This is a genomic window from Pseudomonas sp. LF-5, assembly GCF_037626295.1.
Taxonomy (GTDB): Bacteria; Pseudomonadota; Gammaproteobacteria; order Pseudomonadales; family Pseudomonadaceae; genus Aquipseudomonas; species Aquipseudomonas monsensis.
In genome coordinates this window covers 783,674-807,263 of the sequence record NZ_JARKMT010000001.1, presented here as the reverse complement: position 1 = coordinate 807,263, position 23,590 = coordinate 783,674, and the positions used below count along the sequence as shown (strand labels likewise).

The following is a 23,590-nucleotide window of genomic DNA, read 5'->3' as shown; positions in this document are numbered from 1 at the left end:
CCCCCTCAAAGGGACGTGTCATGTAAAGCCAACCCGTAAGACAAGAATGTTAAGACCGTTAAAGGCGCTGCATGGGTTCTGGAGATATCTCGATGAATTTTTTGAAAGTAATATTCGCCGTCACTTTTTTTGCTGCTGGGCCCTCATGGGCTGGAGATTTGACTGGACCTCAAAATAATGCAATCAGATCAGCGAAGCAGTATCTCAGCATGACGGGCTTCTCACGGAATGGGCTTATTCATCAGCTTTCATCTGATGCTGGAGAGGGTTTCGACGTTTCTGACGCTACGATAGCGGTGGACAGCATGAACATTGATTGGAACCAGCAGGCGGTGAGGTCTGCGAAGCAGTATCTCAAGATGATGGGCTTCTCGTGCAAAGGCCTCATTAAGCAACTTTCCTCGAGTGCTGGAGAAAAATACACTGTGGACCAAGCAACCTACGGGGCAAAACATGCAGATGGTTGCTGAAAAACGGCGTGGTTCAAACGATAGTCACATTGGAATCGAATTTGCCTACAACCATCGTTCTAGGCAGTTGGTCTGAAATAGCAAGATGTTGACCAATGCCACCACGAAGCATAGTTTGCCCGTGCCGATTTGGCTCGTGCCGCTGCGGACAACGTGAACCAGCAGGAAATGGGGGGGATAATGTTAACTATAGATTATGTCAAAAGTCTTGTAGATAGACATCAAAAAAAAGCGGCAGAGCATATCGAGTTGCTAAAGGCTAAAAAAGATGGTGAAGTGAGTATTTGGCTTCGGGAAGAGGGCGTCGTGTTGTATTGGTCTCATACAGAAGTTGCATATTTACCTTTAAATAGTCTTGATTATATTAATAATTATTTGAGGTGTGTGAAAGTGGCAGCTTTCATTGAGGAGTTAGATAAAGTTAAAGGTGCAGATTCAGGTAGGCTTGAGGAATTATACTTCGAGCAGTTATCTTGTAGTTGGAGAAGACAAGGTATTACACGTTCGGAAATTTCGAAAGATAAGGCATCTGAGGAGTTTCTAGATCGAGTCTTTAAATTGTAATCTCCGCACCGTGCACAGCGCATGGTAAACAACTGTCTTAAAGAGGGACGCTTTTCGCTGCCCAAGATCAAGCAGGTGACCGCATGCAGTCCAATAATAACCCCGATGCGCCTGACAGCTTTGAGCGTAATGTAGTCATCCGCTCGGCTGCTTATGAAGTTGACTATGTCTGATTTTGGTCGAAAGACCACACTTCCGAGCGGCTGCTTTTGGCCGATTACTGCCTGTCGTGACGAGCAGAAATCGACCCAGACCGGCCGATCACGGTATCGATGAAACAAGGGGCGAGCCACAGAGTGTAATCCAGGCATTCCAAAATAAAGAAGTGCCCAGTTTCATTGACTCTGCGTACTTTGCCTTACCCTGTAGAATCGAGGTGTGATTCTGTTCAGGAAACTCAGCCTTAAAAAGGCTACTTCAATTTTGATTTCAAAAGAACTTTCATGGTTTTTTTAGCACGTGCTATGAATTGCTCTTCAGTTTCAAGTTCGGTAGGTTCGCCAATGTCATCACTTAGCTGAATGACAAACTCTTCGCTACTTACAAGTGCTACAACCTCTTCAGCGAACTCACTGGCTTTTGTTTTCCCTAAAGATCCAACAGTTGCCAATCCGACCGCAGATTTCACACCTGTCAGTGCATTGGCTAGAACTGGAGCGCTAGCTTTGGTAACCAAGTAGTCTTTTACGCTCATGCTGTCTTCTCCTCCTTGTTTGAATCATCCCTTGATGACTTGTATTGCTGACGAAATATGTCTGTAAACATATCTACAATCGAATCTATAATTTTGTCTTTCGTTTCGTCGGGTAGCTTTGACCACATTTCAAATAGTGACAAGAAAATGCCTACGATTTTTGCCCACATAGTATCAGTCCTTATTTAAACATTGGCACCGACCCCATTTCCATGGCGACAGTCTTCAGCCTATTTCGGCACACATCGCTAAAACTTAAGCCAGCACCCCAAGAGTGTAGCCACATGACTGAGTTTTCCTGACTTTCTCGAGGCGTTTGACAGGCTGCTTTTGGCCGTCAGCAGTCGCGTGCCGATGTCCGCTTATGGCCGGAAGTTGACGGTCGGCTTGGCTCCGTTTCAGATTCAGCAAGCCGGTCTCTCACCCAACCGCTCTACCAACCTTACGAGATAACCGTCGGGATCCTGGACGATGAATTCTCGCTGGCCTACTTCTACATTTTCAGCCCGATACCAAGTGTCTTTGCATTCTTGATAGAGTGAAAATCCAGTCTGAGCAAGTTTTTGGATGATGGGTGCGACAGCCTCAACATCAATTTGTAGGTTGATGCCTCTTCCAAACGGCTTAGTCAACGGCGCAGTCAGCCATTGACCCGCGTCCGAATCAACCTGCTCAAGCATCACTTGAGCACCATTCAAATCAAGGTATGCAAATCCATCTTCCGGGCGTTGATAAGCTATTTTGAACCCCAAGCAAGAAACCCAAAAAGCCAGACTGCTATCTAGGTTGGTGACCATTAACTCCGGAACCAGTTTGTTACGTTCGAACATGAGATGACTTCCATTTCAAAAGGCTCGTTTTGCGGGCGTGCAGGTTCTGCACTGATGGCTTCCATGCACGACGGGATCGTGGCTAGCGCGATGATGCACGCTCGGGTGGGAATTATCGAGTCGCGTTGACTGACAGCTCCTGGCCGATTGCTGCCTGTCACGAAGGGCTGCAAACGGCCGAGGCTGTGTAAAAACCTTTTTGAGCGCGAGAGGTACTCAAAACCGGACTGTAAATGGCGCTTCTATGCGAAATCCACATCTGCTGACGTGCCGATAAATTTCAGATTTAACGTAGACGCGCGCATTTCAATTTTGGCTAAGCGTTTTTACACGCTCTGGGCCAAAAGCTACCTCTGATCAAAGCAGATGGCTTGACAGAATCCGTAACTGCGTCTTTAAGAAATGAAGAGCTCACGCATTCTCTTAATCCTTCCATTTCAACGCCACGCCAAGTGAGGAATTTCATGCTTCCCAATACAATAAAAAAATCCAACACAAACAGAGAGTGGCTTAAGCCACAATTTTACAAGAATTTTGAGCTAATAAAACTGGACGGTATTCTTCTAAGGGGAGATTCTTTTATCACTGGCACCCATCACGAGGTTCTGATAAAACTAGTGAATGGCGTGAACATCAGAGTATCCAGGACGAATGGTGAGGATACATTCCAAATCGGAGCTTACGAAACCTCTGGCAATGGCTATACCGCAAACACACTAAAATCTTTTAGTAGCAAGGGCGGGTTCATGTGCAAGGATGTAATAAAGGCTTTTAAAAAAATCCACAGTCTGCACCCTCGTTACGATCAAGCTGATTGCCAAGTTTTCGCTAGAAAAGTAATTTTAGAAATCTCTGATGCCAAACTTACAGACTTCAATATATCTGAGCTCGAAGATGATTTTATATGATTTATTGTTGTTTGATTTTTCTGCAGTTTTTTCATCATTTAACCTCTTAACGATAAAAGCTCCAGACATACTAAAAGGTTATAGGAAAACAGAATTGTTCCTGATTTGCTAGAAGGGTCTGACTGTCTCCTTTTAGCCGATTTCTGCCTGTCGCGAAGGGCCGCAGTCGACCCGAAGTGGTCTCTTGATTTTGAGGTTGTTCATGCTATCCCGACCGTGGACTATCGAAGCGGCATCATGCGTGCGTCCTGCGGGTACAACAACCGGTGTGTCTGCTCAGACAGAGCTATGCCGTCTTGCGCAGCTTTATATGTAATCTTCCTATTATTGCGTAATTATCGTTTCCTATGATATTCCTGCGGCCTAAGCTTTTGATCTTTGATGTGTTATTTAAGTAGTAAAATAAAATATATTGGAGGTAGCTAGAATATGAGTAACGATCATGGGCTAAACTACTACAAGTATCGGGGGTGCTTCAATAGGACTTGGGACATAATTACTAATCGGGAATTGTATTTCTCGCTACCTCAGAACCTGAACGATCCTCTAGATGTATCTATTGATATTCAGTCTGAGTATGAGCGTGCGAAAGTACATGTTTATAATACAGATACGCATCCCGAAGGGCGTCGATCATTTCTAGTTACTATGCTTGACAGTATCAGAAAGGGGGTGGATGAGAATGGTAAGGACATATATTTAAACCGAGCCCTCTATCTATTCATGCAGACTAGAGGTGTACTTTCACTGTCGAAAACTGCCCATGATGCGCTGCTTTGGTCCCATTACGCAGACGGCCATCGAGGAGTATGCCTCGGATTCAATTCGGAAATCTTACAGATCGATGGTGTCACTGGTACGGGGGACGTGAAGTACCTACCTAATCCGCCCTACATGGAAAAATTCTTGGAGCTAACTGATGAGTTCGGTGAGTTCTGCCGGCCTTGGGACGGGTTGCATTTTACTGAGGAGCAAGGGAAGAATTTTTATAATAAACAGGTTGACGCAATGCTTGAGATAGGGTTGTACACAAAATCAGAGGATTGGAGGTATGAGAAAGAGTTCAGGTTGACGTCAGCCCCCGGAAACCGCTCATTTCCGAGCACTGCATTAGTAGAGGTTATTATTGGCGCTAAAACATCGCAGGCTGACGAGGGGAAAGTTAGAGAGCTACTTTCCAACCCTGACTACGCTCATGTGAGACTGAAGAAAGCCTTTAACATCCCCGGCACGTTTAGTTTTGGCTCTCGGCTGATAGATTTACAGAAACTTGAAAATCAAAAATAATATTTGTTTAATTTTTGTAGGTGACGGTAACGAAAGGCAAGGGTACTGTTTTGCGATGGCGATGGCGATGGCGATGGCGATGGCGATGGCGATGGCGATGGCGATGGCGATGGCGATGTATGCGCTGCTGACGTGGCTGAAGCGAAGCACCAAAGCTTGGCTAGCACCACCGCCTGATCGAACGAGGTGGATATGGAAAGCCACTGCTTCCTTCAGCGCTATGAGTGTCCGATTTTGGCCGATTGCCGCCACTCGGCACTCGACACCATCTTGCATGGCCGCACTGCTTGGCAGTTCCGATCCAATGGGACGAAACCCGATACAGCACCTGGACTCTCTACTGTATTCAGGGTTCGGATGGAATGAGGAGAACCAGATCTGTATTGCCGATGTCGACACCCGCTTGTGAAAGCAAGGTAGAGACTTGCCCGCGATGATGAGTCTGGTGGTTGAAGAAGTGCATGAGCAAACCAAAGAAACTTTTGTCTGCGGGCGTCCCTGCCATGTTTGTGTAACTCAGGGTGTCATCTAAATGTGCCTCTGTAATGGAGCGAGACCACTCCACAATTACTCTATCGAGCCATATCCGATGAGCCGACAAATCGCGGATGTTTGAGAACGTCAGCTGGTTGAGACTTTTCGGGGCAGGAAGTTGCTGAATCGGCTTCAGAGCCGAGTAGTTCGCTGGGTGCCCGGCGAATCGCTGCAGCCAGATAACGTCTCCCGCCACCAAGTGGTTCAGCGTCCCGATAATAGAACCAAAGTATGCGTTTCTATTCAGTGAAAGCTCTTCATCTGACAAGCGCTTGGCCGCTTCATAAATATTTGCGTTCATCCATTCGTTATAAGTCGCCATCAAGCAGACATGGTCGGTACGATTCATTGTTTTCGCCCTTGGTTCTTTTACGCGCCCTGGTACAGGGTGAAACCGAGCCCTTCTAAACGGTCGGTACGGCATCGCCAGCGATGGCTATAGTCAATGATGCGTCAGAGCGAATCCAGCCCCGCAGACCACTCATGCGAAGGCACGGCAGGTTTGCTCGTCGCGACGTGTAGGTCTCACAGCGACTCGGGAACGGTCAGAACCTATTGTTCAAGCATCAGACTGCGCCAGAGAATCACCGGTGCTTCAACCGATACCGCCTCCGGTAGCTGCTCTTCCTTTTTACTCAACGCTGGCAAAGTAGCTTCGGATGACGAAGGCCGAAGCGGCAATCGTTGTGCGGCCTCTGCGCTTGGCTCATCAACACACGGCCTGGTCATTTCATCGTCACCACCACCTTGCCCTGGGCGCGGCCCTGCTCGACGTACTGCAACGCCTCAGCTGTCGATTCGAAGGGGAAGGTGCGGTCAATCACCGGTTTGATGATGCCGGCCTCAATGAGCGCGGTGATGTGCTGCAGTTGCGCGCCATTGGCCCGCATGAAGACGAATGCGTAGCTGACGTCGCGCTGGCGCGCCTTGCGCCGGATACTGAAACTCAGCAGGCGCATGACTTGTTGCAAAGGCCAGGACAACCCTTGCTCCCGGGCGAACTGCGCAGTGGGTGGCCCCGAGATGGAAATTAGCTGGCCTCCAGGTTTGAGCACCTTGAGGGATTTCTCCAATACATCGGCACCAAGGCTGTTCAATACCACGTCGAAGTCGTGCAGGACGCTTTCGAAGTTCTGCTGTGTGTAGTCGATCACCTGATCGGCCCCCAGCGCTTTCACCCATGCGACATTCGCGGTGCTGGTGGTGGTGGCGACAAAGGCCCCGAGGTGTTTGGCGAGCTGGATGGCCACGGTGCCCACGCCGCCGGATCCGGCATGGATGAGCACTTTCTGACCATTTTTCAGTCGGGCGGTTTCAACCAGCACTTGCCAGGCGGTCAGTGCCACCAAAGGGATGGACGCGGCTTGTGCCATATGAGTATTGGCAGGTTTCAGTGCCATCGCGTCTTCGTTCACGGCGATTAATTCGGCGAACGTGCCGATCCGCGTTTCTGGTGGGCGAGCATAAACTTCGTCTCCCGGTTTGAAGCGGGTCACCGCTGAACCCACGTCAACGACGATGCCGGCCAGATCGTTGCCCAGTATCAACGGAAACGAGTAGGGCAGGATCAGCTTGAATTCGCCTGTGCGGATCTTCGAATCCAGCACGTTGATGCTGCTGGCGTGCACCTCGATCAGGACGTCGTGGGCGCCCACCACAGGGGCCGGTGCTTCGCCAATACGCCCGCCGTTCTGGCCATAGCGATCAATCAGAAATGCTTTCATTGCGGTGTGGCTCTTGTCGGTTGCAGGGAGCGTAGTTGCGGTGTCGCGGCACCGCGTTGTCAGGCACCGAGGAACGCTGACGCCTTGGTCACAAAATCAAGGTGCTGCTGGAAAATCCCGCCGTGGCCGGCATCCTCATAAATCACCAGTTGTGCGTTGGCTGCATCGAATCCGGTACGGGTGTTCGCTACTTGGGGATCACTCTGGCGTCTGGTAGCGCTGGGCGACTGCAGACTGGCGGATCTGCCCCAGCAGGGCCTGCCGTGCGGTCTGCAGGTCATCCCAGCGTTCGGCTTCGTGCAGCGGCGGAATGGTCACCGGTTCGCGACGATCGAAACCGGCCAGCGCGGCATCCACCAGGTCGCCCACTTCCATGATTTCGGTCAAGGTGTTGATGTCGACGCCGGAGCGATCCCAGATTTCCGTGCGGGTGGCGGCCGGCAGCACGGCCTGCACGTAGACGCCCTGTGGCGAGAGTTCCAGGCTCAGGCCTTGGGAAAGGAACAGCACAAAGGCCTTGGTCGCACCGTAGACCGTCATACCGAACTCCGGCGCCAGACCCACCACCGAACCGATGTTGATGATCGCGCCGTCGCCGGCTTTGACCAGGCGTGGAGCGATGGCGCTGGCCAGTCGCACCAGTGCAGTGGTGTTGAGGGCGACCAATTGCGCAACCTTGTCGGTGCTTTGGTCAATGAACTGACCGGACAGCGCGGCGCCGGCGTTATTGACGAGGATGCCGATCCGGGCGTCATCACGCAGACGGGACTCAATCGTGGCCAGATCGCCGGCTTGGGTCAGGTCAGCCGCAATCACATCGACGGCGACGTCGTGCTCGCGGCGCAACCGGGTGGCAAGGGCCTCCAGGCGCGCCAAATCACGGGCGACCAGGACCAGATCGTGGCCGCGTTGCGCGAAGCGATCGGCGTAGACGGCACCAATGCCGGTGGAGGCGCCAGTGATCAAAACAGTAGGGCGAGTGTTCATGGGTTCATCTCTCTTTCAGGATGGGAAAAACAGAAAACGCGATCAGGGATTGCTCAGCGTGCGGCAGTGCTCGATTCAGCCTGCGTCGGGTAGTCGATGTACCCCGCCGCGCTGTCGCCAGGTCGAGGTCGGAGCCGTTGTTGCCGATGTAGGTGTTTTTGAAGCGCTGGCGCAGGGCCGCGAACTCGCTGGGTACAAAGCCGTGACCGGCGCGGTTGCGTGTCAGCGGCGCAAGCACGACGCGGTTCGACAGCGTGAGCGCGCCGAGGGTGTAAGGGGTGAACAGTTTCGGCTCGGTCATCTGGTGTTTCTTCCGTGTCCGTTAATGAAGATCGGTGGTGCGTGCAATTAGGATGATGATCGAAATCTAAACTGTCAACGGTTTTGATTATGACCAGCATCTATGTATCATCGGCGCAGGATTTCCCAGCGGACACGAGGTATTGCACGTGAGAGTGACCAAGGCCCAGGCGCAAGCCAATCGAGAGCACATCGTTGAAACGGCTTCAGAACTGTTCCGCGAGCGCGGTTTTGACGGTGTCGGTGTGGCCGATCTCATGGCGGCGGCCGGTTTCACCCACGGAGGCTTCTACAAACATTTCGGATCGAAGGCCGATCTGATGGCCGAAGCCTCGGCCTGCGGTTTGGCCAAATCGCTGGCCGGCGCGGAAGCGCTCGATGTCGCGGGCTTCATTGATGTTTATGTGACCCGCGCACATCGGGATGGACGCAGCAGCGGCTGCACCATGGCCGCGTTGTGTGGCGACGCGGCGCGGCAACCGGACGCTGTGAAAGCGACGTTTGCCGAAGGCATCGAACGCACCCTGCAAACCCTCGGCGACAAATACCCGACAGGCCCGGATGCCGCGCCGGGTGAGGGGCGGCGGAAAATGATCGACCTGCTGTCGCGAGCTGCCGGTGCGATTATCCTGTCGCGCGCCTGTCCGGATGATTCCGCGCTGGCGGATGAGATTCTTCAGGTGTGCCGCGCCGAGATGCTGGCTTCATTGCCCGTGGATGACGAGACGGCGGTGTAGAAAATAATTTGAACCGCTTCAGGGACGTGCTCGCCTAATGATCAGCTTGTGGTTAATCGCGCAGGCACCGTGCCAATACCGGCACATTCCGAGAGGTGGTCAACGTGGCTAAAGACGAAAAGAAAAGCAAAGGTGAAGCTTCGAAAGCCAGCAAGGACTTGAAAGACAAAAAGGCCTCGCCGGCGAAGAAATCTGCGGCGGCTGCGGCGCTTTCAAAATCTTCCGAAAAGAAAGACAAGAAAAAAGACGTCGAACCGAAAAAATCTGCCAAAAAAGCCGATAGCAAACCCGATAAGGCCAAGGAACCGAAGAAGGCCGAAAAGACCGCGAAAAAGAAAAAGTGACCACTTTGATCTGCCAGGGCATTGCGCCCTGGCTTGCTCAGGCCGTGGCCGACGACTATTGATCTGTGCGCCGACACCGGCCCTTGGCAAACTCACACTTTTTCACAAAGACCTCCCGGCAACCATTCGATGGCAGAATCCCCTTAACTTGAAAGTTTTGGAGACCACCATGCTTCGTGTGTTCGAACGAAGACTCGACCCTTTTCCTCCTGACGAGGTCCCACCACCCCCCAACGGACTGGCCCGCTTTCTCTGGGCCTGCACGCGCGGCGCGCGCGGTTATGTCCTGGCGCTGGCATTGCTCAGTGCGGCCGTGTCGATTTATGAAGCGTGGCTGTTTTCCTTCCTTGGACAGGTCGTGGATCTGTTGTCGACCTGGCAGGCCGGCGGTGAAGCCGCTGTGCAGGAGAGTCGAGTGTTGTGGGGCATGGGCATCGTCATGGTGTTCAGTGTCGGGCTGGTGGCGTTGCGCACAATGGTGCAGCACCAGATTCTGGCGATTAACCTGCCGTTGCGCCTGCGCTGGGACTTCCATCGGCTGATGCTGCGGCAGAGCCTTTCGTTTTTTTCCGATGAGTTTTCCGGCCGGGTTACCACCAAGGTCATGCAGACCGCGCTGGCGGTGCGTGATGTGCTGTTTACCCTGATCGAGATCCTGCCCGGCATCGGTGTGTATTTCATTGCGATCATCGCGCTGGCCGGCGGCTTTGCATTGAAACTGATGCTGCCGTTCCTGGCGTGGGTCGTGTTTTTCGGGCTGGCCATGTGGTACTTCGTGCCGCGTCTGGGCAAAGTGGGGCAGGAGCAAGCCAATGCGCGGTCGATGATGACCGGGCGGATCTCCGACGCCTACACCAACATCACCACGGTGAAACTGTTCTCGCACTCCAACCGTGAGGCGCACTTCGCCCGGGCGGCGATGGAAGATTTCAAGTTGACCGGTTTTCGCCAGATGCGTCTGGTGAGTCTGTTCGAGATCGTCAACCAGGCTCTGGTGGTGGCGTTGATCATGTCCGCCGGCGGTTACGCGTTGTGGCTGTGGCACCAGGGTGACGTCGGCGCAGGTGCCGTGGCGGCAATCACCGCGATGGCGTTACGCATCAATGGCATGTCGAACTGGATCATGTGGCAAATGACTTCGCTGTTCGAAAGCATCGGCACTGTTCAGGATGGCATGGCGACGCTGACCCAAGGCGCCAAAGTCCAGGACGCACCGGATGCCGGTGTGCTGGTGACCACTGGCGGCGCGGTCACGTTCGATAAGGTGCGTTTCAACTACAACGGCGAGCGTCAGGTGTTCGACGGCCTCAGCCTGAGCATCCGGCCCGGGGAAAAAATCGGTCTGGTCGGCCGCTCCGGCGCCGGCAAATCCACGCTGATCAACCTGCTGCTGCGTTTCTACGATGTCGACAGCGGGGAAATTCGCATCGACGGGCAGAACATCGCGCACGTGACCCAGGACAGTCTGCGCAGTGCCATCGGCATGGTGACCCAGGACACTTCGCTGCTGCACCGTTCCATTCGCGATAACATTGCCTACGGCCGACCGGATGCGACCGACGCACAAGTGCGCCGCGCTGCGGCCAATGCGCAGGCCGATGAGTTCATCAGCCAGTTGAGCGATCGTCAGGGTCATACCGGTTACGACACTCTGGTGGGCGAGCGGGGCATCAAGCTCTCCGGCGGTCAGCGGCAACGCGTTGCGATTGCCCGGGTCATGCTGAAAAACGCGCCGATCCTGTTGCTTGACGAAGCCACCAGCGCGCTGGACTCGGAAGTCGAAGTGGCGATTCAGGAAAGCCTCGATGAGATGATGCAAGGCAAGACCGTGATCGCGATTGCCCACCGACTGTCGACGATTGCAGCGATGGATCGGCTGATCGTCATGGACGACGGGCGCATCATCGAACAGGGCACGCACAGCGAACTACTCGAGAAAAACGGCGTGTATGCGCGGCTGTGGGCGCATCAAAGCGGTGGCTTCCTTGGCGAGGACAAGGGCGTGATCGAGGCGGTGGACCCGGCGTGAATGCGGAGCGCGGCGGGTGAATTCAGCTGATTACTTTGCAAAATGTACCTTTCAGTTACTGCATCGTTTCAGCGCTGCTTGTATTCTTGGCCAGAAGAAGGATGGATGGCTGCCGCTATTGCCCTGACCCAATGTTGCTGGAATGGAAAACCGGACTTTCCTTAAGGTAGTAACGTGAAGCGTGATTCCCACCTGGTGGTGCTTTTGCTGTTGGTCATTGGCTGCTCTCTCGCGTCATTGACGGTGTGGAAGGTATTGGCCTCCCGTGAGCGGGCGCTGGAGGAGGTGAATGTCCATGGCTTGAACCTGACCCAGGCGCTGGCGACTTACTCCGAGGGCATTGTCCGCCAGAGTTCGCTGCTTTTGCTCGGGCTCGTCGAGCGCCTGGAGACCGAAGGCAGCGGTCCTGCGCAGATTCAGCGACTGGCCGCATTGGTCGAGCGCCAGGAATCGTTGATGCCACAGCTCAGTGGCATCACGATCTACGACACTCAGGGCCGCTGGCTGATGTCCTCCAGCCGGCAGATTCCAGCCGGCGCGAATAGCAGTGATCGGGTCTATTTCATCCATCACCGTGACGATCCGTCCCGCGAGACGTTTATCGGTCCGCCGATCCAGAGCCGCTCCAATCAGGAATGGGTGATCACCGTCAGCCGTCGCTTCAATGGTCCCGATGGCGAGTTCGCCGGTGTGGTGGCGGTGACCCTTGGGGTGGAAAACTTCCTGCGACTGTTTGGAAAAATCGATGTGGGGCAGGAGGGCGCGATCGGTTTGTCCTATACCGATGGCACGTTGCTGGTTCGCTATCCTTTCCGCGAACAGGACATGGGCCGCAACTTTTCCAAATCGCCCATCTACGCCAAGTACCTGGTTGATCGTTCCGTCGGCACTGCGTCGTTCACCTCCAGCCTGGACGGCGTGGAAAGGCTCTACGCTTTTCGCAAGAGCGACCGGCTGCCGCTGATCACGACCGTCGCCCTCGGCAAGCGCGAAGCCCTCGCCGCGTGGCGAATGGAGGCGTTGCTGTCGGCGGTGGTGGTCACCGGATTGCTCGGCCTGACGGGGCTGATCGGCTGGTTTCTGATCCTCGATATCCGCCGGCGCACGGCGGCCGAGGATCAATTACGCGGGGCTCAGCAGCAGTTGCTGTCGTCAAACCGGCAACTTGAGTTGCTGGCGATGAAAGACGCCCTGACCGGTCTGGCCAACCGGCGCTGGTTTGATGAGAGCCTGGCGATGGAAGCCCGGCGAGCACAGCGTGACGGCACGACGCTGGCCTTGCTGATGATTGATATCGACTACTTCAAGCGCTTTAACGATGCCTTCGGGCATGTGGCTGGCGACGCCTGCCTGCAGAGGGTGGGCCGCATTCTCGAAGCGTGTGTCAGGCGGCCGTCGGATCTGGTGGCGCGCTATGGCGGCGAAGAGATGGGCATCATCATGCCTGACACCGACAGTGACGGTGCCGCCGTGGTGGCGCAAGTGATCCTCGACCGTTTGCAGCAAGAGCATATTGCGCACGACACCAGTCCGTTCGGCCGGCTCAGTGTGAGCATCGGCATGGCGACCGCTAGCGGTTCTCGACTGGACAATGTGCAGGGGTTGATCGAGATGGCAGATCAGGCGTTGTACAGCGCGAAGGCGCAGGGTCGTAACCGTTTCGTGCGGGGTAGCAGTGAGAGCGAATCCGGGTAACGTCGTCAGACCTCGGTTTATCGTCGAGCATAAAAAAACCGGCCTTGCGCCGGTTTTTTTATGCTGCGAATGCCTTAGAGCGCCGCTTTTACCTGCAAGCCAAACACCAATGCATTGTCGATGTCCTGCCCGGAAAACGCGCCCGGCTCGATGATGTATTGCACATTGGGGCGCAAGGTCAGCCACGGGGTGGCCTGGTAACCGTAACCGAGTTCGATCAACTGTTCGGCACTGTCCAGGTTCGGGAATGCCGCGCCGTTGGCCAGCGCCGCCTCTTGCTGCACGTCACGACTGCGCGGGTTCGGCACGGCCCGGCCATAACCGAGCGCGAGGGTGTCACGCGGGCGCCCTTCGAACGGTTTGTATAGCACCACGCCAGTGCCGTACCACTTGCTGAACGGCGAAGCCGCTTCGCTGGCGGCCGAGTATTGACCGAAGGCGTGCAGACTGCGGCCCTCGGACGATGCCGAACGCCACACGGCCTGGTCGATCAGCAGGTAATGACCGCCGCGGCCGGACACCTCTTTATCGCTGCCGATGCGTTTCACGTCGGAGCTGTCGTAGTAGTAGCCAAGCTTGTATTCGCCGGGCAACTGCCCCGCGCGCTTGTAGACCAGTTCGATCGGCACCACAGTGCCCGTGGTATGCTTCGGTCCCAAGTGCCAGGCACGACTGGAATTGCCGTTGCTTTGCGGATCGACATTGAACGCGGCGACGCGCAACTGCCACGCCGACGACAGGTCGTACTTCACCCGCACGCCCAGATGGGCATTGGGGTAGTTGGTCCAGCCGCTGCCACCGGACATGTTCAACGGATGGCCGCAGAAGCCGGCGTTCATGAAGTTGCAGAGAATGCCGCTGTCGAGGCCACCAAGGTCGTTGCCCATGGCCATGTAACCCAGCTTCACGTTGAGCGCCGGGGTGAACAGGCTGCGCTCGTAGCTGAGCTCGGTCAGGCGGGTGTAGAGGCCGCCGTAGTTTTCCTGAATCGGCAGACGGTTGCCGACCAGGTCTTCCGAGGCGCTGTTGCCGCGCCGGTCGTTGATGGTCAACTGGACCTTGCCGGCGTTCTCCACGCTATACAGCTTGCTCAGGTCGAACTGTGCGCCGAGCTTGATGTTCTGCGAGTAACGGCCCGAGCGATGCAGGCCGCCGTCGGCGTTGTAGGCCATTTCACCGGTGTAGTCACCGGTGAATTTGATGCCGTCTTCGTCCATCTGGTGGCGCAGGCCACCCCAGTCGCCGGTCAGGGTATTGCGGCTGAGGAGGTTGGCATCGGTGTCGGCAAAGGCGGGCAGGGTGGCGCTGCAGGTCAGGCCCAACAGCACGCCGTTGAGCCAGCCGGTATGAGAAAAACGAAACATGGAGATCTTCCTGCTCAAATCTAGGGCGATAGCGCAAAGCGGCGCGGCACCCTCAGGTGCCGCGCGCAAAAGAAAGTGCCCGTGGTCAACACGGGCACTTCGGCTTACGGCAAGGCGTAGGCCATCACGTAGTCGCCGCGATCGGTCGACTGGCGTGCACCACCGGCGGTGACGACGATGTACTGCTTGCCGGTCTTCGGCGAAACGTAGGTCATCGGGCCGCCCTGACTGCCGACGGGCAGACGCGCTTTCCAGATTTCTTCACCGTTGCCGCTGTTGAAGGCGCGCAGGTAGAAGTCCTGGGTGCCGGCGATGAAGATCAAGCCACCTTGGGTCGACAGGGTGCCGCCGAGGGTTGGCAGACCGATCTTGATCGGCAGGTGCATGCGGATGCCCAGGGGACCGGTGTCTTCAACGGTGCCGACTGGAACCTGCCAGGCGACTTTCTGCGTCTTCATGTCGATCGCCGTCAGCGTACCGAACGGCGGAGCCTGGCAAGGGATGCCGGCCACCGACAGGAAGCGGTTCTTGTTCACCGCATACGGCGTGCCCTTGAGCGGTACGGCGCCCATGCCGGTGTTCAGCGCTTCGCCACCGGACGAGGCCTGCGCCTTGTTCTGCGACGGGATCATCTGAATCCACAGACCCAGGCGCATGTCGTTGACGAAGATGAAACCGTGCACTGGGTCAGTGGAGATGCTGCCCCAGTTCATGCCACCCAGCGAACCCGGGAAGCTCAGGGATTTGTCAGTACCCGGCGCGGTGTACAGGCCGTCATAACGCATCGACTTGAAGTCGATCCGGCACAACAACTGGTCGTACGGCGTGGCACCCCACATGTCGGATTCGGTCAGGTGCTGCGCGCCGATCTGCGGCATGCCCACCGATTTCGGCTGGGTTGGCGAGTACGGTTCGTTCGGGATGTTCGCGGCTTTGACCGGGACTTCCTTGACATCGGTCAGCGGCTTGCCGGTGGCACGATCCAGGACATAAATCTGCCCGGCTTTGGTGCCGATGACCAGCGCCGGCACGGTTTTGCCGTCCTTGTCGAAGTCGATCAGGCTCGGCTGCATCGGCAGGTCGAAGTCCCAGAGGTCGTTGTGCACGGTCTGGAACACCCAGCGCTCATCGCCAGTGCTGGCGTCCAGCGCGAGGATCGAGGCGCCGTAGGCGTGATCGAGTTTGCTGCGCTCGACACCGTAGATGTCGGTGGACGAACTGCCCATCGGCAGGAACACGGTGTTGGTCGCCGGGTCGTAGGACATCGGCGCCCAGCTGTTCGGCGTGCTTCGCACATAGGTGCTGCCGTCGGCCGGTGCCTTTCTATCCTGTGGGTTGCCCGGGTCAAAGGCCCAACGCATGGCGCCGGTGATCACGTCGAAACCACGGATCACGCCGCCCGGCATGTCGGTTTGCACGTTGTCGGCCACGCGCCCGCCGACCACGACTGTGGTGCCGGCCATCAATGGCGCGGAGGAGAGCTGATAGTAGCTGTCCGGCACATCACCCAGACCGGCCTTCAGATCAACCTGACCGTTGTTGCCGAAACCCTGGCAGAACTCGCCGGTGTCGGCATCGACCGCGATCAGACGTGCGTCGATGGTGTTGGTCAGCAGGCGACGCTGGCAGTTGGCGGCCGGCGCAGGTTTGGCTTCGACGATGCTCGAATTGCCCGGCTGAGCGATGGCCTTGGTGGCATCGAAATAGGCCATGCCACGGCAACGCTGCCAGACTTTCGACTTGGCGTTGATCGCGTTTTTCCACAGTTCCTTGCCGGTGTCGGCATCCAGCGCGATCAGGTTGTTGTGCGGAGTGCAGATGAACACCTTGTTGCCGATCTGCAGCGGGGTGAGCTGATCTTCGGCGCCGTTGCCATCGCTCTCGGCGATGTCACCGGTGTGGTAGGTCCACGCGACTTTCAGTTTGTCGACGTTGGTGCGGTTGATCTGATCCAGCGCGGCGAAACGGCTGCCACCTTCGGTGTTGCCGTAGTGCGCCCAGTCTTTCTGCGCCTTGTCCGGCTCCACTGGCGTGAGCCCCGGGCCCGTGCCGGTAGCTGCTACCGTTGGGTGCGCGACAAACATGTTGCCGGCCGCGACGGCCAGGCCGACCGCGAGTACAGCGGCCAGCGCATAAGCACCGCGCCCTGGAACGCCACCGCTGGCACGCTTGAGCAATGGATAAACCAGTGCGACCGCCAGACCCACCGCACTGAACATGAACAGGCGCGAGAACACCGGCCAGAACACCAGCCCGGCATCGCTCACGGCCCAGATTGCGGTCCCGAGCAGGAACGCTGCGAACAACCACGCACCCGCCGGTTTGAAGCGTGCGATCAGCCATCCGGAAACCGCCATCACCAGACCGCCCATCAGGAAGTACCACGACCCTCCCAGGCTGACCAACTTCACGCCGCCAGCAGCCAGCGCCAAGCCGAGCAGGGCGATGATCACGCCCAGCCCGACCAGAATGAATTTAGAAAGGCCAGAGAGGCCTTGACTCTGCTTCACGTTGAATGTCCCGTTGAAATGAGAAGGGGATTATATAGTTAGGTAACTACCTAGTTAAATCATAAATTCAGTAATAAAGCGTTGTCGGTTATCGAATAACGCGCCTGAGCCGAAACGGCCGTTCTCAGAGGGTTGAAGAGCGCTTGTGAATGACTCTAAAAGTGGTTTTTCTGTCAGGAAAAATGCGGGTTATGACAGTGTTGCCGTTTTGCCGCACTCAACCACCGACAGTGCTCAGCCGACGCACGGCGATAAAAACAGCTTAGCCCACGTATTGCTCGAGCCCTGACAGCAGCGCCTCGAAGGTCACTTTGCAGCGCGGACTGTTGCGTAAATCTTCATGCATGGTCAGCCAACTGGTGAGTCTGGGTTTGAAGGGGTGTGCGAGTACGCGCACCAGCGCAGGGTCACGTTGCGCCACTCGCACCTGGCACACGCCGATGCCCACGCCGGCACGAATCATCGCCAGGTGCGCCAGATCGCTGTCGGTACGCAAGGTGAAGTGTTCGCGACGCCATTGCGGCAACCAGTGCCTGGCGCTGCGCAGGAAGGGCGTCTCCTGGTCAAAGCCGATCAGCGCGTGTTCAGTGAGCTGTTCCAGTGTCTGCGGTGTGCCTCGCGCATCGAGGTAGCGGCGGTGAGCATGCAGGCCCAGTTCGATATCGCCGATGCGCCGGGCAATCAGCGAACCTTGCTCGGGCGCAACCATGCGCACGGCGATATCAGCCTCGCGGTGCAACAGATCCTGAACGCGATTGGTCAGGACCAGCTCAACGTTCAGTTCCGGGTACTGTCCTTGTAAGCCGGCAATAACCGGAGGCAGCACTTCGGCGCCCACGACTTCGCTGGCACTGATGCGCACCGTGCCTCTGACGCCGCTTCCTTGCGCCTCGGCTGCGCGCAGCAGTGCGGCAGCATTGGCCTGCATGGATTGCGCGAAGGGCTTGAGGGCCTGCGCGGCTTCGGTCGCCAGCAACCCTTGTTGGGAGCGAGTGAACAAACTCACGCCCAATTGTTGCTCGAGCGTGTCGATATGGCGCCCGACCGTAGGTTGCGCAACCCCCAGTGCTCGAGCGGCACCCGACAATGATCCTTCCTGCAGCACGCTCAGGTACGAGCGGTACAGTTCCCAGCTGATGTTGTTATCCATGCATAAATGTATAGCTGGTAGCCGGTTTTAAGCAATTTCATTGAGTCGACGGCGTATTCAGACTCTTCTCATTCCATCGAGAGGACGATCAACATGATCTTGAGTCGACGCGTTTTGGTACTGGGTGCAACGGGAGGTATCGGCGGTGAAGTGGCGCGCAAGCTGCGCGAATCCGGCTGGCAGGTGTGTGCGCTGCGACGCGGTGGTCGTCCACCTCACGAAGGGGCTGAAGGCTTTACCTGGTTTGACGGGGATGCGATGAATCGCCAACAGGTCATGGCGGCGGCACAGGGCTGCTCGGTCATTGTCCACGCGGTCAATCCACCCGGTTATCGCGACTGGGACAAGCGGGTTTTGCCCATGATCGACAACACCATTGCGGCCGCCATTGCACAAGGGGCGACCATCGTCCTGCCGGGCACTGTTTATAACTACGGGCCAGACGCATTCCCGTTGCTGCACGAAGACTCACCACAACACCCCGTGACCCGCAAAGGCGCGCTGCGGGTCGAGCTTGAACGACATCTGCGCGAAGCCAGCACTCAGGGATGCCGGGTAATTATCGTGCGTGCCGGCAACTTCTTCGGGCCGGTGCCGGGCAACAACTGGTTTTCCCAAGGGCTGGTCAAACCGGGGCGGGCAGTCACCCGTGTACTGGTACCCAGTGCCAAGGGCATCGGCAATCAATGGGCCTATTTGCCGGATGTCGCCAACACCATGACGCAACTGCTGGAGCGCAGAGAAACGCTTGCACCGTTCGCCGCGTTTCATATGGACGGTCATTGGGATGCGGATGGCAGGCAAATGGCCGAAGCCATACGCCGCGTTGTGGCAAGACATGGCGGTAAAACGCCAAGGATCAAAGCGTTTCCCTGGTGGTTGATCAACGTGTTGTCGCCCTTTGTCGAAACGTTTCGCGAATGCGTTACCTGTGGCAACAACCGGTAAGGCTGAACGGCGCGCAGTTGCAATCGACCTTGGGTCGCGAGCCGCATACGCCGCTGGATGAAGCTGTAGAGGCGACGCTGGTGGGGTTGGGGTGTGTTGATCAGTCTTATGATGCGCTCTCTCGCCGTCGGCCCGCAGCGAGAATGCGTTCGTAGAACGACTCTGCAAGCATCTTTTCCTCCCTGAGAACACCTCGGCCAACGCAGAAAAAACGAATTAACCTGGCGGCAGACCCCAGGCCTCTGCAAGTTGCCTTGCTGAGGCCGCAGGCAACACGGTCGAACCGCTGCGCCGAATCAGTGACGCATGCTCGCCAAGACCTTCGACAAGCAGAGCCGACTCCAATCGAGGCTCAACGACATAGTCCCAGCCAAGTCCGAGCCATGGGCATCGTCCGCCGACGCTGGCGAAGATGGCAGGGGTTTCTTGGGTGGCATAGTCGGGGAGTGCTGGCACGTTTGGTCGCGATTCCCGGGCCTTCACTGCTGGCACATGCAGTTGCAGGGCGCCATGCGTGTTGCGTGTTACCTCCATACCTCCGAGCAGCGCGATGTCGAAGGGCACAGCCTGATCACGGGTCGCATAAAAATAGGCCATGCGCCGGATGTTGTCGTAGTCGGCGAGCGCCCGGTAAAGGTAGGCGCAGATGACGCCCAACATCGGGTCGGCATGCTTTTCATGCCGCAGGTCCGCAGCCAGTCGATCAACACTATCGGCTCGCAAGTGCCCGTCAGAGAATTCACGAAGGGTCCGCATGCCCGCCAGATACCTTTGCGGCGAACTGTGCGCTCCGTACACCTGGAAAACATCTCCGTTGGGGCTGGGGACGACGGCGGTATACAGACCTGCGTAAGGTACGACAGGCGTAACTTGCTCCTTGCCCATGTGCACCAGAACAGGCGCCCCTTTAGTGCGGGGTTCAACGTAAAACTCGTTGACGGGGGGCTCGGATCTGAGGGAGTGAGTCGCACGGTTGGACAATAGCGTCGCCTGTTCACCCCAGACAATGAGATTTGCGTCACCGGCACGGTCGATCTCCAGGAATCGACGTTGAACCACCCAGGTCATCGACTCTGCTCTGAGCTGTTCGGACAACTCCTTTATCATTTGCCTATGGCGAGGCATATCCATGTCGATGTTGTGCAGTTCATCCATGTCCTCTTGCAGATGTGTGATTCCGGCGACCACTTCGCGACTTTCTGGATCTTTTGATTTAGATCGCCTGAACCATGGGAGTTTGTTGAAAAGGCGATAGCGCAAGGTGCGCTGCTGAACTGAACGCTGGGTTGTTATTTCCTCGGCGGTGAACCCTGCAGAATCCAGAGCCTCGTCGTTTTTTTCAGTGCCCAGCACCGCTACCGTGTTTCCGGATGGCCACGGTTGCATGTCGTCAGGGGGCTTGAGTGGGGTCGCAGTGTCGTAAAGCACCACGGCGTCGGGATCGACCTGGCAGTGAGGGTCGAGCTTGAGGTGGTACTCGCGAGCGCGTTCGGCCGTGCGCGAGCGAGCGAATTTACCCAACGCATTCGTGGTTATGAGCCCATTTTCAATGGCAGTGGGCTCCAGTCCCCAGAGAATATCCGCGATGACACCCGAGAAGATGCATTTGCCCGGTGCGGCGCCAGCAGGGTCTCGAACCATGTAGCCCAGTTGGCCGTCATGGCAGCAAGCGAGGCTATCGAAATTTGTTTCGTCGGCCCGGGTGCCTTGCACAAGGATCCCGCGCGAACCATCGAGGCGCATTAGCTCCAGGCTTTGGGGGGCTTCGCGGCACGCGTCGGTGATCAGCGTTATGCGCTTGACGCCGAGCAGAAACATTTCCTCGTAAAACCTGTCGACCACAATGCGGTACTTCATCTGCAGCGAGTCGCTGAACAGCCAGAAGATCTCGCCAAAATTCGACCCCGTCAGCCCGTGTCCGCAGAATGACAGGATCAATTGGTCAACGACGTCGGCCCCCGCTGGAAACAGTTCGTCGACGGCTTGTTGTACGCGCACCCGTGTGACCGGGTTTGGCTTGTTATTGACCCAGCCGTCGTCGACGACTTTGACGTTGTCGACGCCGAAACCAGAGCGCCGTGCCCATTCCCCCATGGAGCGCGCGGCTAAAACGGCGCCATCCAGATAGGCGAAATCCAGGACCTCTTTAGCAACAGGTGTCACGGTGCTTACGCCGATTGCCAGACACACTCGCCTAACCATGGGGACGCTCCGAAAGACGTTTGGTGACGAACGTATAAAAGTGCATGGGTGACACAAGCCAGTGCCAGCCTGGAGGACGAGGAGGCGTGAGCCGTTCGGCCAGCACGATGAGACCTGCCAATAGCATCACCGGGATATGCCAGGTCCCGCTCACCAGCGGCACCAGCATCCACGCCCAGCACGAAACAATACAAAACAGGCCATGGCGCATGCCGAAGGTCAGGCAGTCCTTGTCGGCTGGCCAGCCAAACAAGCCGATCCGCTGTGGTTGATGCCCTCGATTGAGTGCTGCGCGATGCCACGGGCTTGCGCTCCAGACCAGCGCGATCAGCAATGTCACGATGAACACGTTTTGGCCCAGCGTGAACTGGAGCAACAACGCCAAGACCCATAGAACAGGGCCGGCGGCCATCCACAACGCACAATAGCCGAACAGAAACAGCGCGGATGCACGCATTCGCCGACGTGCCAGGCTGGAGTGCCAGACGTGCATGAGCGGCATTGCCAACAGGGGCGGCATCATGGCCAAAAGCATCAGGAACCAGCCGGCGAGGATGCGGTGCAGCGGGTTCAGTGCGAGCTCCGCCTGTAACGCCGCCGGCCAGCGAGTGATGATCGACAGTCCGTTCACCGCTACGCAAAATGCGGGACCTTCACTGCTTACATCGTTGTAGAGGGAAAGGGCCAGGCCCACGCCTGCCGTGGCCAGCAGAATTGGCCACGGTGCGTAAGTAAAACTGCGTAGAACCAGACCTGGCCGCATGAGTCTGCCCTCAAGTCACGACGCCACTGCGCTTGAGAACGCTGATGCGCTCAACCGTTATCGGTGCTTCATCGGAAATCTGCTCGACAGGTACAAGCGTCACGCGCAGATGATTCGGATCGAAGTCCCCGGCGGCCGTGAGCCGTTGAGCCAGGTCGGTAATATCAATCGTATAACCCAACCCGTTGTGTTCGCCGTCTTTTTCCGAAGCAACGTTGAGACCGAAAAGCGTCAGGCTGCCGGCGTACCGGTCAGGGTCGAGCGCCGGGTTGGCGCCGTCAGGCAGATTGACGTACACATCCAGCAGCGGTGAAGGTGCGGAGCCACGCACGGATTCCAGGGCCAGGTAGAGTCGGGCCACCGTCTTACCCGGCGATGTCGCGCCCATGGTCGCGATGCTACTGGAGGCCGCCGTGGGTTCGAGGTCGATATGACTGTCTACCGGCGCACTGCCGATCGTGACGGCAGCGGCATTGGCGCCGATGGGCTGTACCGTTTGCTTGCTGGGCGAACCCATATTGACCCGTGCCACTGCATTCACTCCCGGCTTTACACCCGTACCGATGCTCAAATCATCATAGGGCCGATAAAATTTGCCGCCCTTCAACGTGTCTTTGCTAGTAAACGTTACGCCAGGTGCGTTGTCGCCGGGGACCGGCATGATAAAGCTGCGGTTGGCCGGACCATTGAGCCACAGTGGGTCGTGGACCATGGTCTTGCCCGGCGTGTTCATCCAGGCTTCCCAGAGGCGATCAATGTTGCAATGGTGCAGCCAGAATATAGGGTCAAGACCTGCCAGATAGGCATTGCCCATGTAACCACCGACGAGACCGTGAACCGTGTTGTGCGGGTTGCTCTCCAGTTCTCCGGTGATGTCCGCGAACTGGACGAAATCGCCAGTGATTCCGCCACCGAATCCCAGGTTTCCGTTACCGACGATAAAATCATTCTCTTCCATCGCTTCAAGGCTGAACCCGCCCCCGGGCTTGATCGCCTTGATTCCGGGACGCCGAGGGTATTTGCACAGCGGGTTCGGGCTGCCGTCGGGTAAGGCTTTTTCTACAAAGGCCTCAGGCAGATACAGGGCTTTCGGATCGCTGCTGTTGAGGTAGTTCCAGTAGGGAAGGGTCCAGTCGTCCCCCGTCAACTCTTTCACTTTCGCGGCGACGATTGCTTCGAACGAAAACAGGTACGCCCGGTGCCAGGAGAGGAAATACCAACTGCCGTGCTGACACTGATTGCCGTACGTCTTGTTGGTCAAGTCTGCTGGAATCGGGGTATTAGCCTTGATCAGATTTTCGTTGAGCCACAACTGAGGATGGAATCCATGCATGGCGCCGAGGAATTTCCAGCTCGTGCGGTCCTGTATCGGTTGCGCGTCCAGCGCCTGCATTGCCTTGGCGTAGTTCAGCAATGTCTTGTTCCATCCTGAACCCAGTGTTGCAACATCCTGGCGAAAAGCGGTCATGATAGGTGCTCCGTTGCGGTTAGGTGATGTCTCCCCCAACTTCAGTGCCGGTCTTCATCACGTCAGATCCGGCACTTTTCAA

The 23,590-nt window shown here is 56.7% G+C and carries 20 protein-coding genes and 3 pseudogenes; 9 read left to right on the top strand and 14 right to left on the bottom strand.

What is annotated here, in order from left to right:
* Positions 1-92: 92 nt before the first annotated feature.
* Complete coding sequence (locus PseuLF5_RS03740) at positions 93-470, top strand: Ltp family lipoprotein (RefSeq protein ID WP_336346758.1); 378 nt, start codon at positions 93-95, stop codon at positions 468-470.
* Positions 471-623: 153 nt separating this feature from the next.
* Positions 624-1,034, top strand: a complete 411-nt coding sequence (locus tag PseuLF5_RS03735) for a hypothetical protein (RefSeq protein WP_336346757.1) — start codon at positions 624-626, stop codon at positions 1,032-1,034.
* Positions 1,035-1,446: 412 nt separating this feature from the next.
* Here the strand turns inward: PseuLF5_RS03735 and PseuLF5_RS03730 are convergent, their stop codons facing one another.
* Positions 1,447-1,728 (bottom strand): hypothetical protein, encoded by a 282-nt coding sequence (locus PseuLF5_RS03730; protein WP_336346756.1) that lies wholly within the window; start codon positions 1,726-1,728, stop codon positions 1,447-1,449.
* Between the two features lie 404 nt (positions 1,729-2,132).
* Positions 2,133-2,558 (bottom strand): bleomycin resistance protein, encoded by a 426-nt coding sequence (locus tag PseuLF5_RS03725; RefSeq protein ID WP_336346755.1) that lies wholly within the window; start codon positions 2,556-2,558, stop codon positions 2,133-2,135.
* 371 nt (positions 2,559-2,929) lie between these two features.
* Here PseuLF5_RS03725 and PseuLF5_RS03720 point away from each other — a divergent pair, with 371 nt between their 5' ends.
* Together PseuLF5_RS03720 and PseuLF5_RS03715 are read left to right on the top strand one after the other, a co-directional pair.
* A complete protein-coding gene (locus PseuLF5_RS03720) occupies positions 2,930-3,466 on the top strand; it encodes a hypothetical protein (protein ID WP_336346754.1) in 537 nt (178 codons plus the stop codon).
* Between the two features lie 429 nt (positions 3,467-3,895).
* Positions 3,896-4,753, top strand: coding sequence for a DUF2971 domain-containing protein (locus PseuLF5_RS03715; RefSeq protein ID WP_340132964.1), 858 nt, complete (start codon positions 3,896-3,898; stop codon positions 4,751-4,753).
* Here the strand turns inward: PseuLF5_RS03715 and PseuLF5_RS03710 are convergent.
* From PseuLF5_RS03710 to PseuLF5_RS03685, 6 genes and pseudogenes are all read right to left on the bottom strand, one after another.
* The gene (locus PseuLF5_RS03710) at positions 4,727-5,029 is read right to left on the bottom strand and encodes a hypothetical protein (protein WP_340132963.1); all 303 of its coding nucleotides are present in this window, start codon (positions 5,027-5,029) and stop codon (positions 4,727-4,729) included. The two genes, PseuLF5_RS03715 and PseuLF5_RS03710, sit on opposite strands and share 27 nt — an antisense overlap.
* 70 nt (positions 5,030-5,099) lie before the next feature.
* Entirely contained in the window at positions 5,100-5,636 is a 537-nt protein-coding gene (locus PseuLF5_RS03705) for a DinB family protein (protein ID WP_336346751.1), read from the bottom strand.
* A 376-nt stretch (positions 5,637-6,012) separates the two neighbouring features.
* Positions 6,013-7,011 (bottom strand): NADP-dependent oxidoreductase, encoded by a 999-nt coding sequence (locus PseuLF5_RS03700; RefSeq protein ID WP_336346750.1) that lies wholly within the window; start codon positions 7,009-7,011, stop codon positions 6,013-6,015.
* A 59-nt stretch (positions 7,012-7,070) separates the two neighbouring features.
* Positions 7,071-7,169, bottom strand: a pseudogene (locus PseuLF5_RS03695) (alpha/beta fold hydrolase); the annotation flags it as partial.
* A gap of 40 nt (positions 7,170-7,209) precedes the next feature.
* Positions 7,210-7,998, bottom strand: coding sequence for an SDR family NAD(P)-dependent oxidoreductase (locus tag PseuLF5_RS03690; RefSeq protein ID WP_186745311.1), 789 nt, complete (start codon positions 7,996-7,998; stop codon positions 7,210-7,212).
* A gap of 175 nt (positions 7,999-8,173) precedes the next feature.
* Positions 8,174-8,299, bottom strand: a pseudogene (locus PseuLF5_RS03685) (alkene reductase); the annotation flags it as partial.
* A 148-nt stretch (positions 8,300-8,447) separates the two neighbouring features.
* Between PseuLF5_RS03685 and PseuLF5_RS03680 the strand changes: the two are divergent.
* The 4 genes from PseuLF5_RS03680 to PseuLF5_RS03665 all read left to right on the top strand — a co-directional run bounded on the left by PseuLF5_RS03680 (position 8,448) and on the right by PseuLF5_RS03665 (position 13,103).
* Positions 8,448-9,035, top strand: coding sequence for a TetR/AcrR family transcriptional regulator (locus PseuLF5_RS03680; RefSeq protein WP_185015825.1), 588 nt, complete (start codon positions 8,448-8,450; stop codon positions 9,033-9,035).
* A 95-nt stretch (positions 9,036-9,130) separates the two neighbouring features.
* Positions 9,131-9,379, top strand: coding sequence for a hypothetical protein (locus PseuLF5_RS03675; RefSeq protein WP_123468670.1), 249 nt, complete (start codon positions 9,131-9,133; stop codon positions 9,377-9,379).
* 169 nt (positions 9,380-9,548) lie between these two features.
* Complete coding sequence (locus PseuLF5_RS03670; RefSeq protein ID WP_340132962.1) at positions 9,549-11,408, top strand: ABC transporter ATP-binding protein; 1,860 nt, start codon at positions 9,549-9,551, stop codon at positions 11,406-11,408.
* A 174-nt stretch (positions 11,409-11,582) separates the two neighbouring features.
* Complete coding sequence (locus PseuLF5_RS03665) at positions 11,583-13,103, top strand: sensor domain-containing diguanylate cyclase (protein ID WP_340132961.1); 1,521 nt, start codon at positions 11,583-11,585, stop codon at positions 13,101-13,103.
* Between the two features lie 74 nt (positions 13,104-13,177).
* Here the strand turns inward: PseuLF5_RS03665 and PseuLF5_RS03660 are convergent, their stop codons facing one another.
* The 3 genes from PseuLF5_RS03660 to PseuLF5_RS03650 all read right to left on the bottom strand — a co-directional run bounded on the left by PseuLF5_RS03660 (position 13,178) and on the right by PseuLF5_RS03650 (position 18,127).
* On the bottom strand, positions 13,178-14,467 hold the full coding sequence (locus tag PseuLF5_RS03660) for a carbohydrate porin (RefSeq protein WP_340132960.1): 1,290 nt from the start codon (positions 14,465-14,467) through the stop codon (positions 13,178-13,180).
* Between the two features lie 104 nt (positions 14,468-14,571).
* A complete protein-coding gene (locus PseuLF5_RS03655) occupies positions 14,572-16,977 on the bottom strand; it encodes a glucose/quinate/shikimate family membrane-bound PQQ-dependent dehydrogenase (protein WP_340132959.1) in 2,406 nt (801 codons plus the stop codon).
* Between the two features lie 262 nt (positions 16,978-17,239).
* On the bottom strand, positions 17,240-18,127 hold the full coding sequence (locus PseuLF5_RS03650) for a LysR family transcriptional regulator (RefSeq protein WP_340132958.1): 888 nt from the start codon (positions 18,125-18,127) through the stop codon (positions 17,240-17,242).
* 93 nt (positions 18,128-18,220) lie between these two features.
* Between PseuLF5_RS03650 and PseuLF5_RS03645 the strand changes: the two are divergent.
* Positions 18,221-19,230, top strand: a pseudogene (locus tag PseuLF5_RS03645) (NAD-dependent epimerase/dehydratase family protein).
* A gap of 61 nt (positions 19,231-19,291) precedes the next feature.
* On the opposite strand, the gene PseuLF5_RS03640 reads toward PseuLF5_RS03645, so the two are convergent.
* Genes PseuLF5_RS03640 through PseuLF5_RS03630 form a run of 3 tightly spaced genes read right to left on the bottom strand, consistent with a single transcriptional unit; the run spans position 19,292 to position 23,508 of the window.
* Positions 19,292-21,265 (bottom strand): hypothetical protein, encoded by a 1,974-nt coding sequence (locus PseuLF5_RS03640; protein WP_340132957.1) that lies wholly within the window; start codon positions 21,263-21,265, stop codon positions 19,292-19,294.
* Positions 21,266-21,269: 4 nt separating this feature from the next.
* Entirely contained in the window at positions 21,270-22,040 is a 771-nt protein-coding gene (locus PseuLF5_RS03635; protein WP_340132956.1) for a copper chaperone, read from the bottom strand.
* Positions 22,041-22,050: 10 nt separating this feature from the next.
* A complete protein-coding gene (locus tag PseuLF5_RS03630) occupies positions 22,051-23,508 on the bottom strand; it encodes a DUF7868 domain-containing protein (RefSeq protein WP_340132955.1) in 1,458 nt (485 codons plus the stop codon).
* Positions 23,509-23,590 lie beyond the last annotated feature (82 nt).

Excerpts from the sequence above, each read along its gene's own strand:
- PseuLF5_RS03740 (WP_336346758.1), top strand. The coding sequence starts at position 93 with ATGAATTTTTTGAAAGTAATATTCGCCGTCACTTTTTTTGCTGCTGGG.
- PseuLF5_RS03730 (WP_336346756.1), bottom strand. The coding sequence starts at position 1,728 with ATGAGCGTAAAAGACTACTTGGTTACCAAAGCTAGCGCTCCAGTTCTA.
- PseuLF5_RS03725 (WP_336346755.1), bottom strand. The coding sequence starts at position 2,558 with ATGTTCGAACGTAACAAACTGGTTCCGGAGTTAATGGTCACCAACCTA.
- PseuLF5_RS03715 (WP_340132964.1), top strand. The coding sequence starts at position 3,896 with ATGAGTAACGATCATGGGCTAAACTACTACAAGTATCGGGGGTGCTTC.
- PseuLF5_RS03710 (WP_340132963.1), bottom strand. The coding sequence starts at position 5,029 with ATGCAAGATGGTGTCGAGTGCCGAGTGGCGGCAATCGGCCAAAATCGG.
- PseuLF5_RS03705 (WP_336346751.1), bottom strand. The coding sequence starts at position 5,636 with ATGAATCGTACCGACCATGTCTGCTTGATGGCGACTTATAACGAATGG.
- PseuLF5_RS03700 (WP_336346750.1), bottom strand. The coding sequence starts at position 7,011 with ATGAAAGCATTTCTGATTGATCGCTATGGCCAGAACGGCGGGCGTATT.
- PseuLF5_RS03690 (WP_186745311.1), bottom strand. The coding sequence starts at position 7,998 with ATGAACACTCGCCCTACTGTTTTGATCACTGGCGCCTCCACCGGCATT.
- PseuLF5_RS03670 (WP_340132962.1), top strand. The coding sequence starts at position 9,549 with ATGCTTCGTGTGTTCGAACGAAGACTCGACCCTTTTCCTCCTGACGAG.
- PseuLF5_RS03660 (WP_340132960.1), bottom strand. The coding sequence starts at position 14,467 with ATGTTTCGTTTTTCTCATACCGGCTGGCTCAACGGCGTGCTGTTGGGC.
- PseuLF5_RS03650 (WP_340132958.1), bottom strand. The coding sequence starts at position 18,127 with ATGGATAACAACATCAGCTGGGAACTGTACCGCTCGTACCTGAGCGTG.
- PseuLF5_RS03635 (WP_340132956.1), bottom strand. The coding sequence starts at position 22,040 with ATGCGGCCAGGTCTGGTTCTACGCAGTTTTACTTACGCACCGTGGCCA.
- PseuLF5_RS03630 (WP_340132955.1), bottom strand. The coding sequence starts at position 23,508 with ATGACCGCTTTTCGCCAGGATGTTGCAACACTGGGTTCAGGATGGAAC.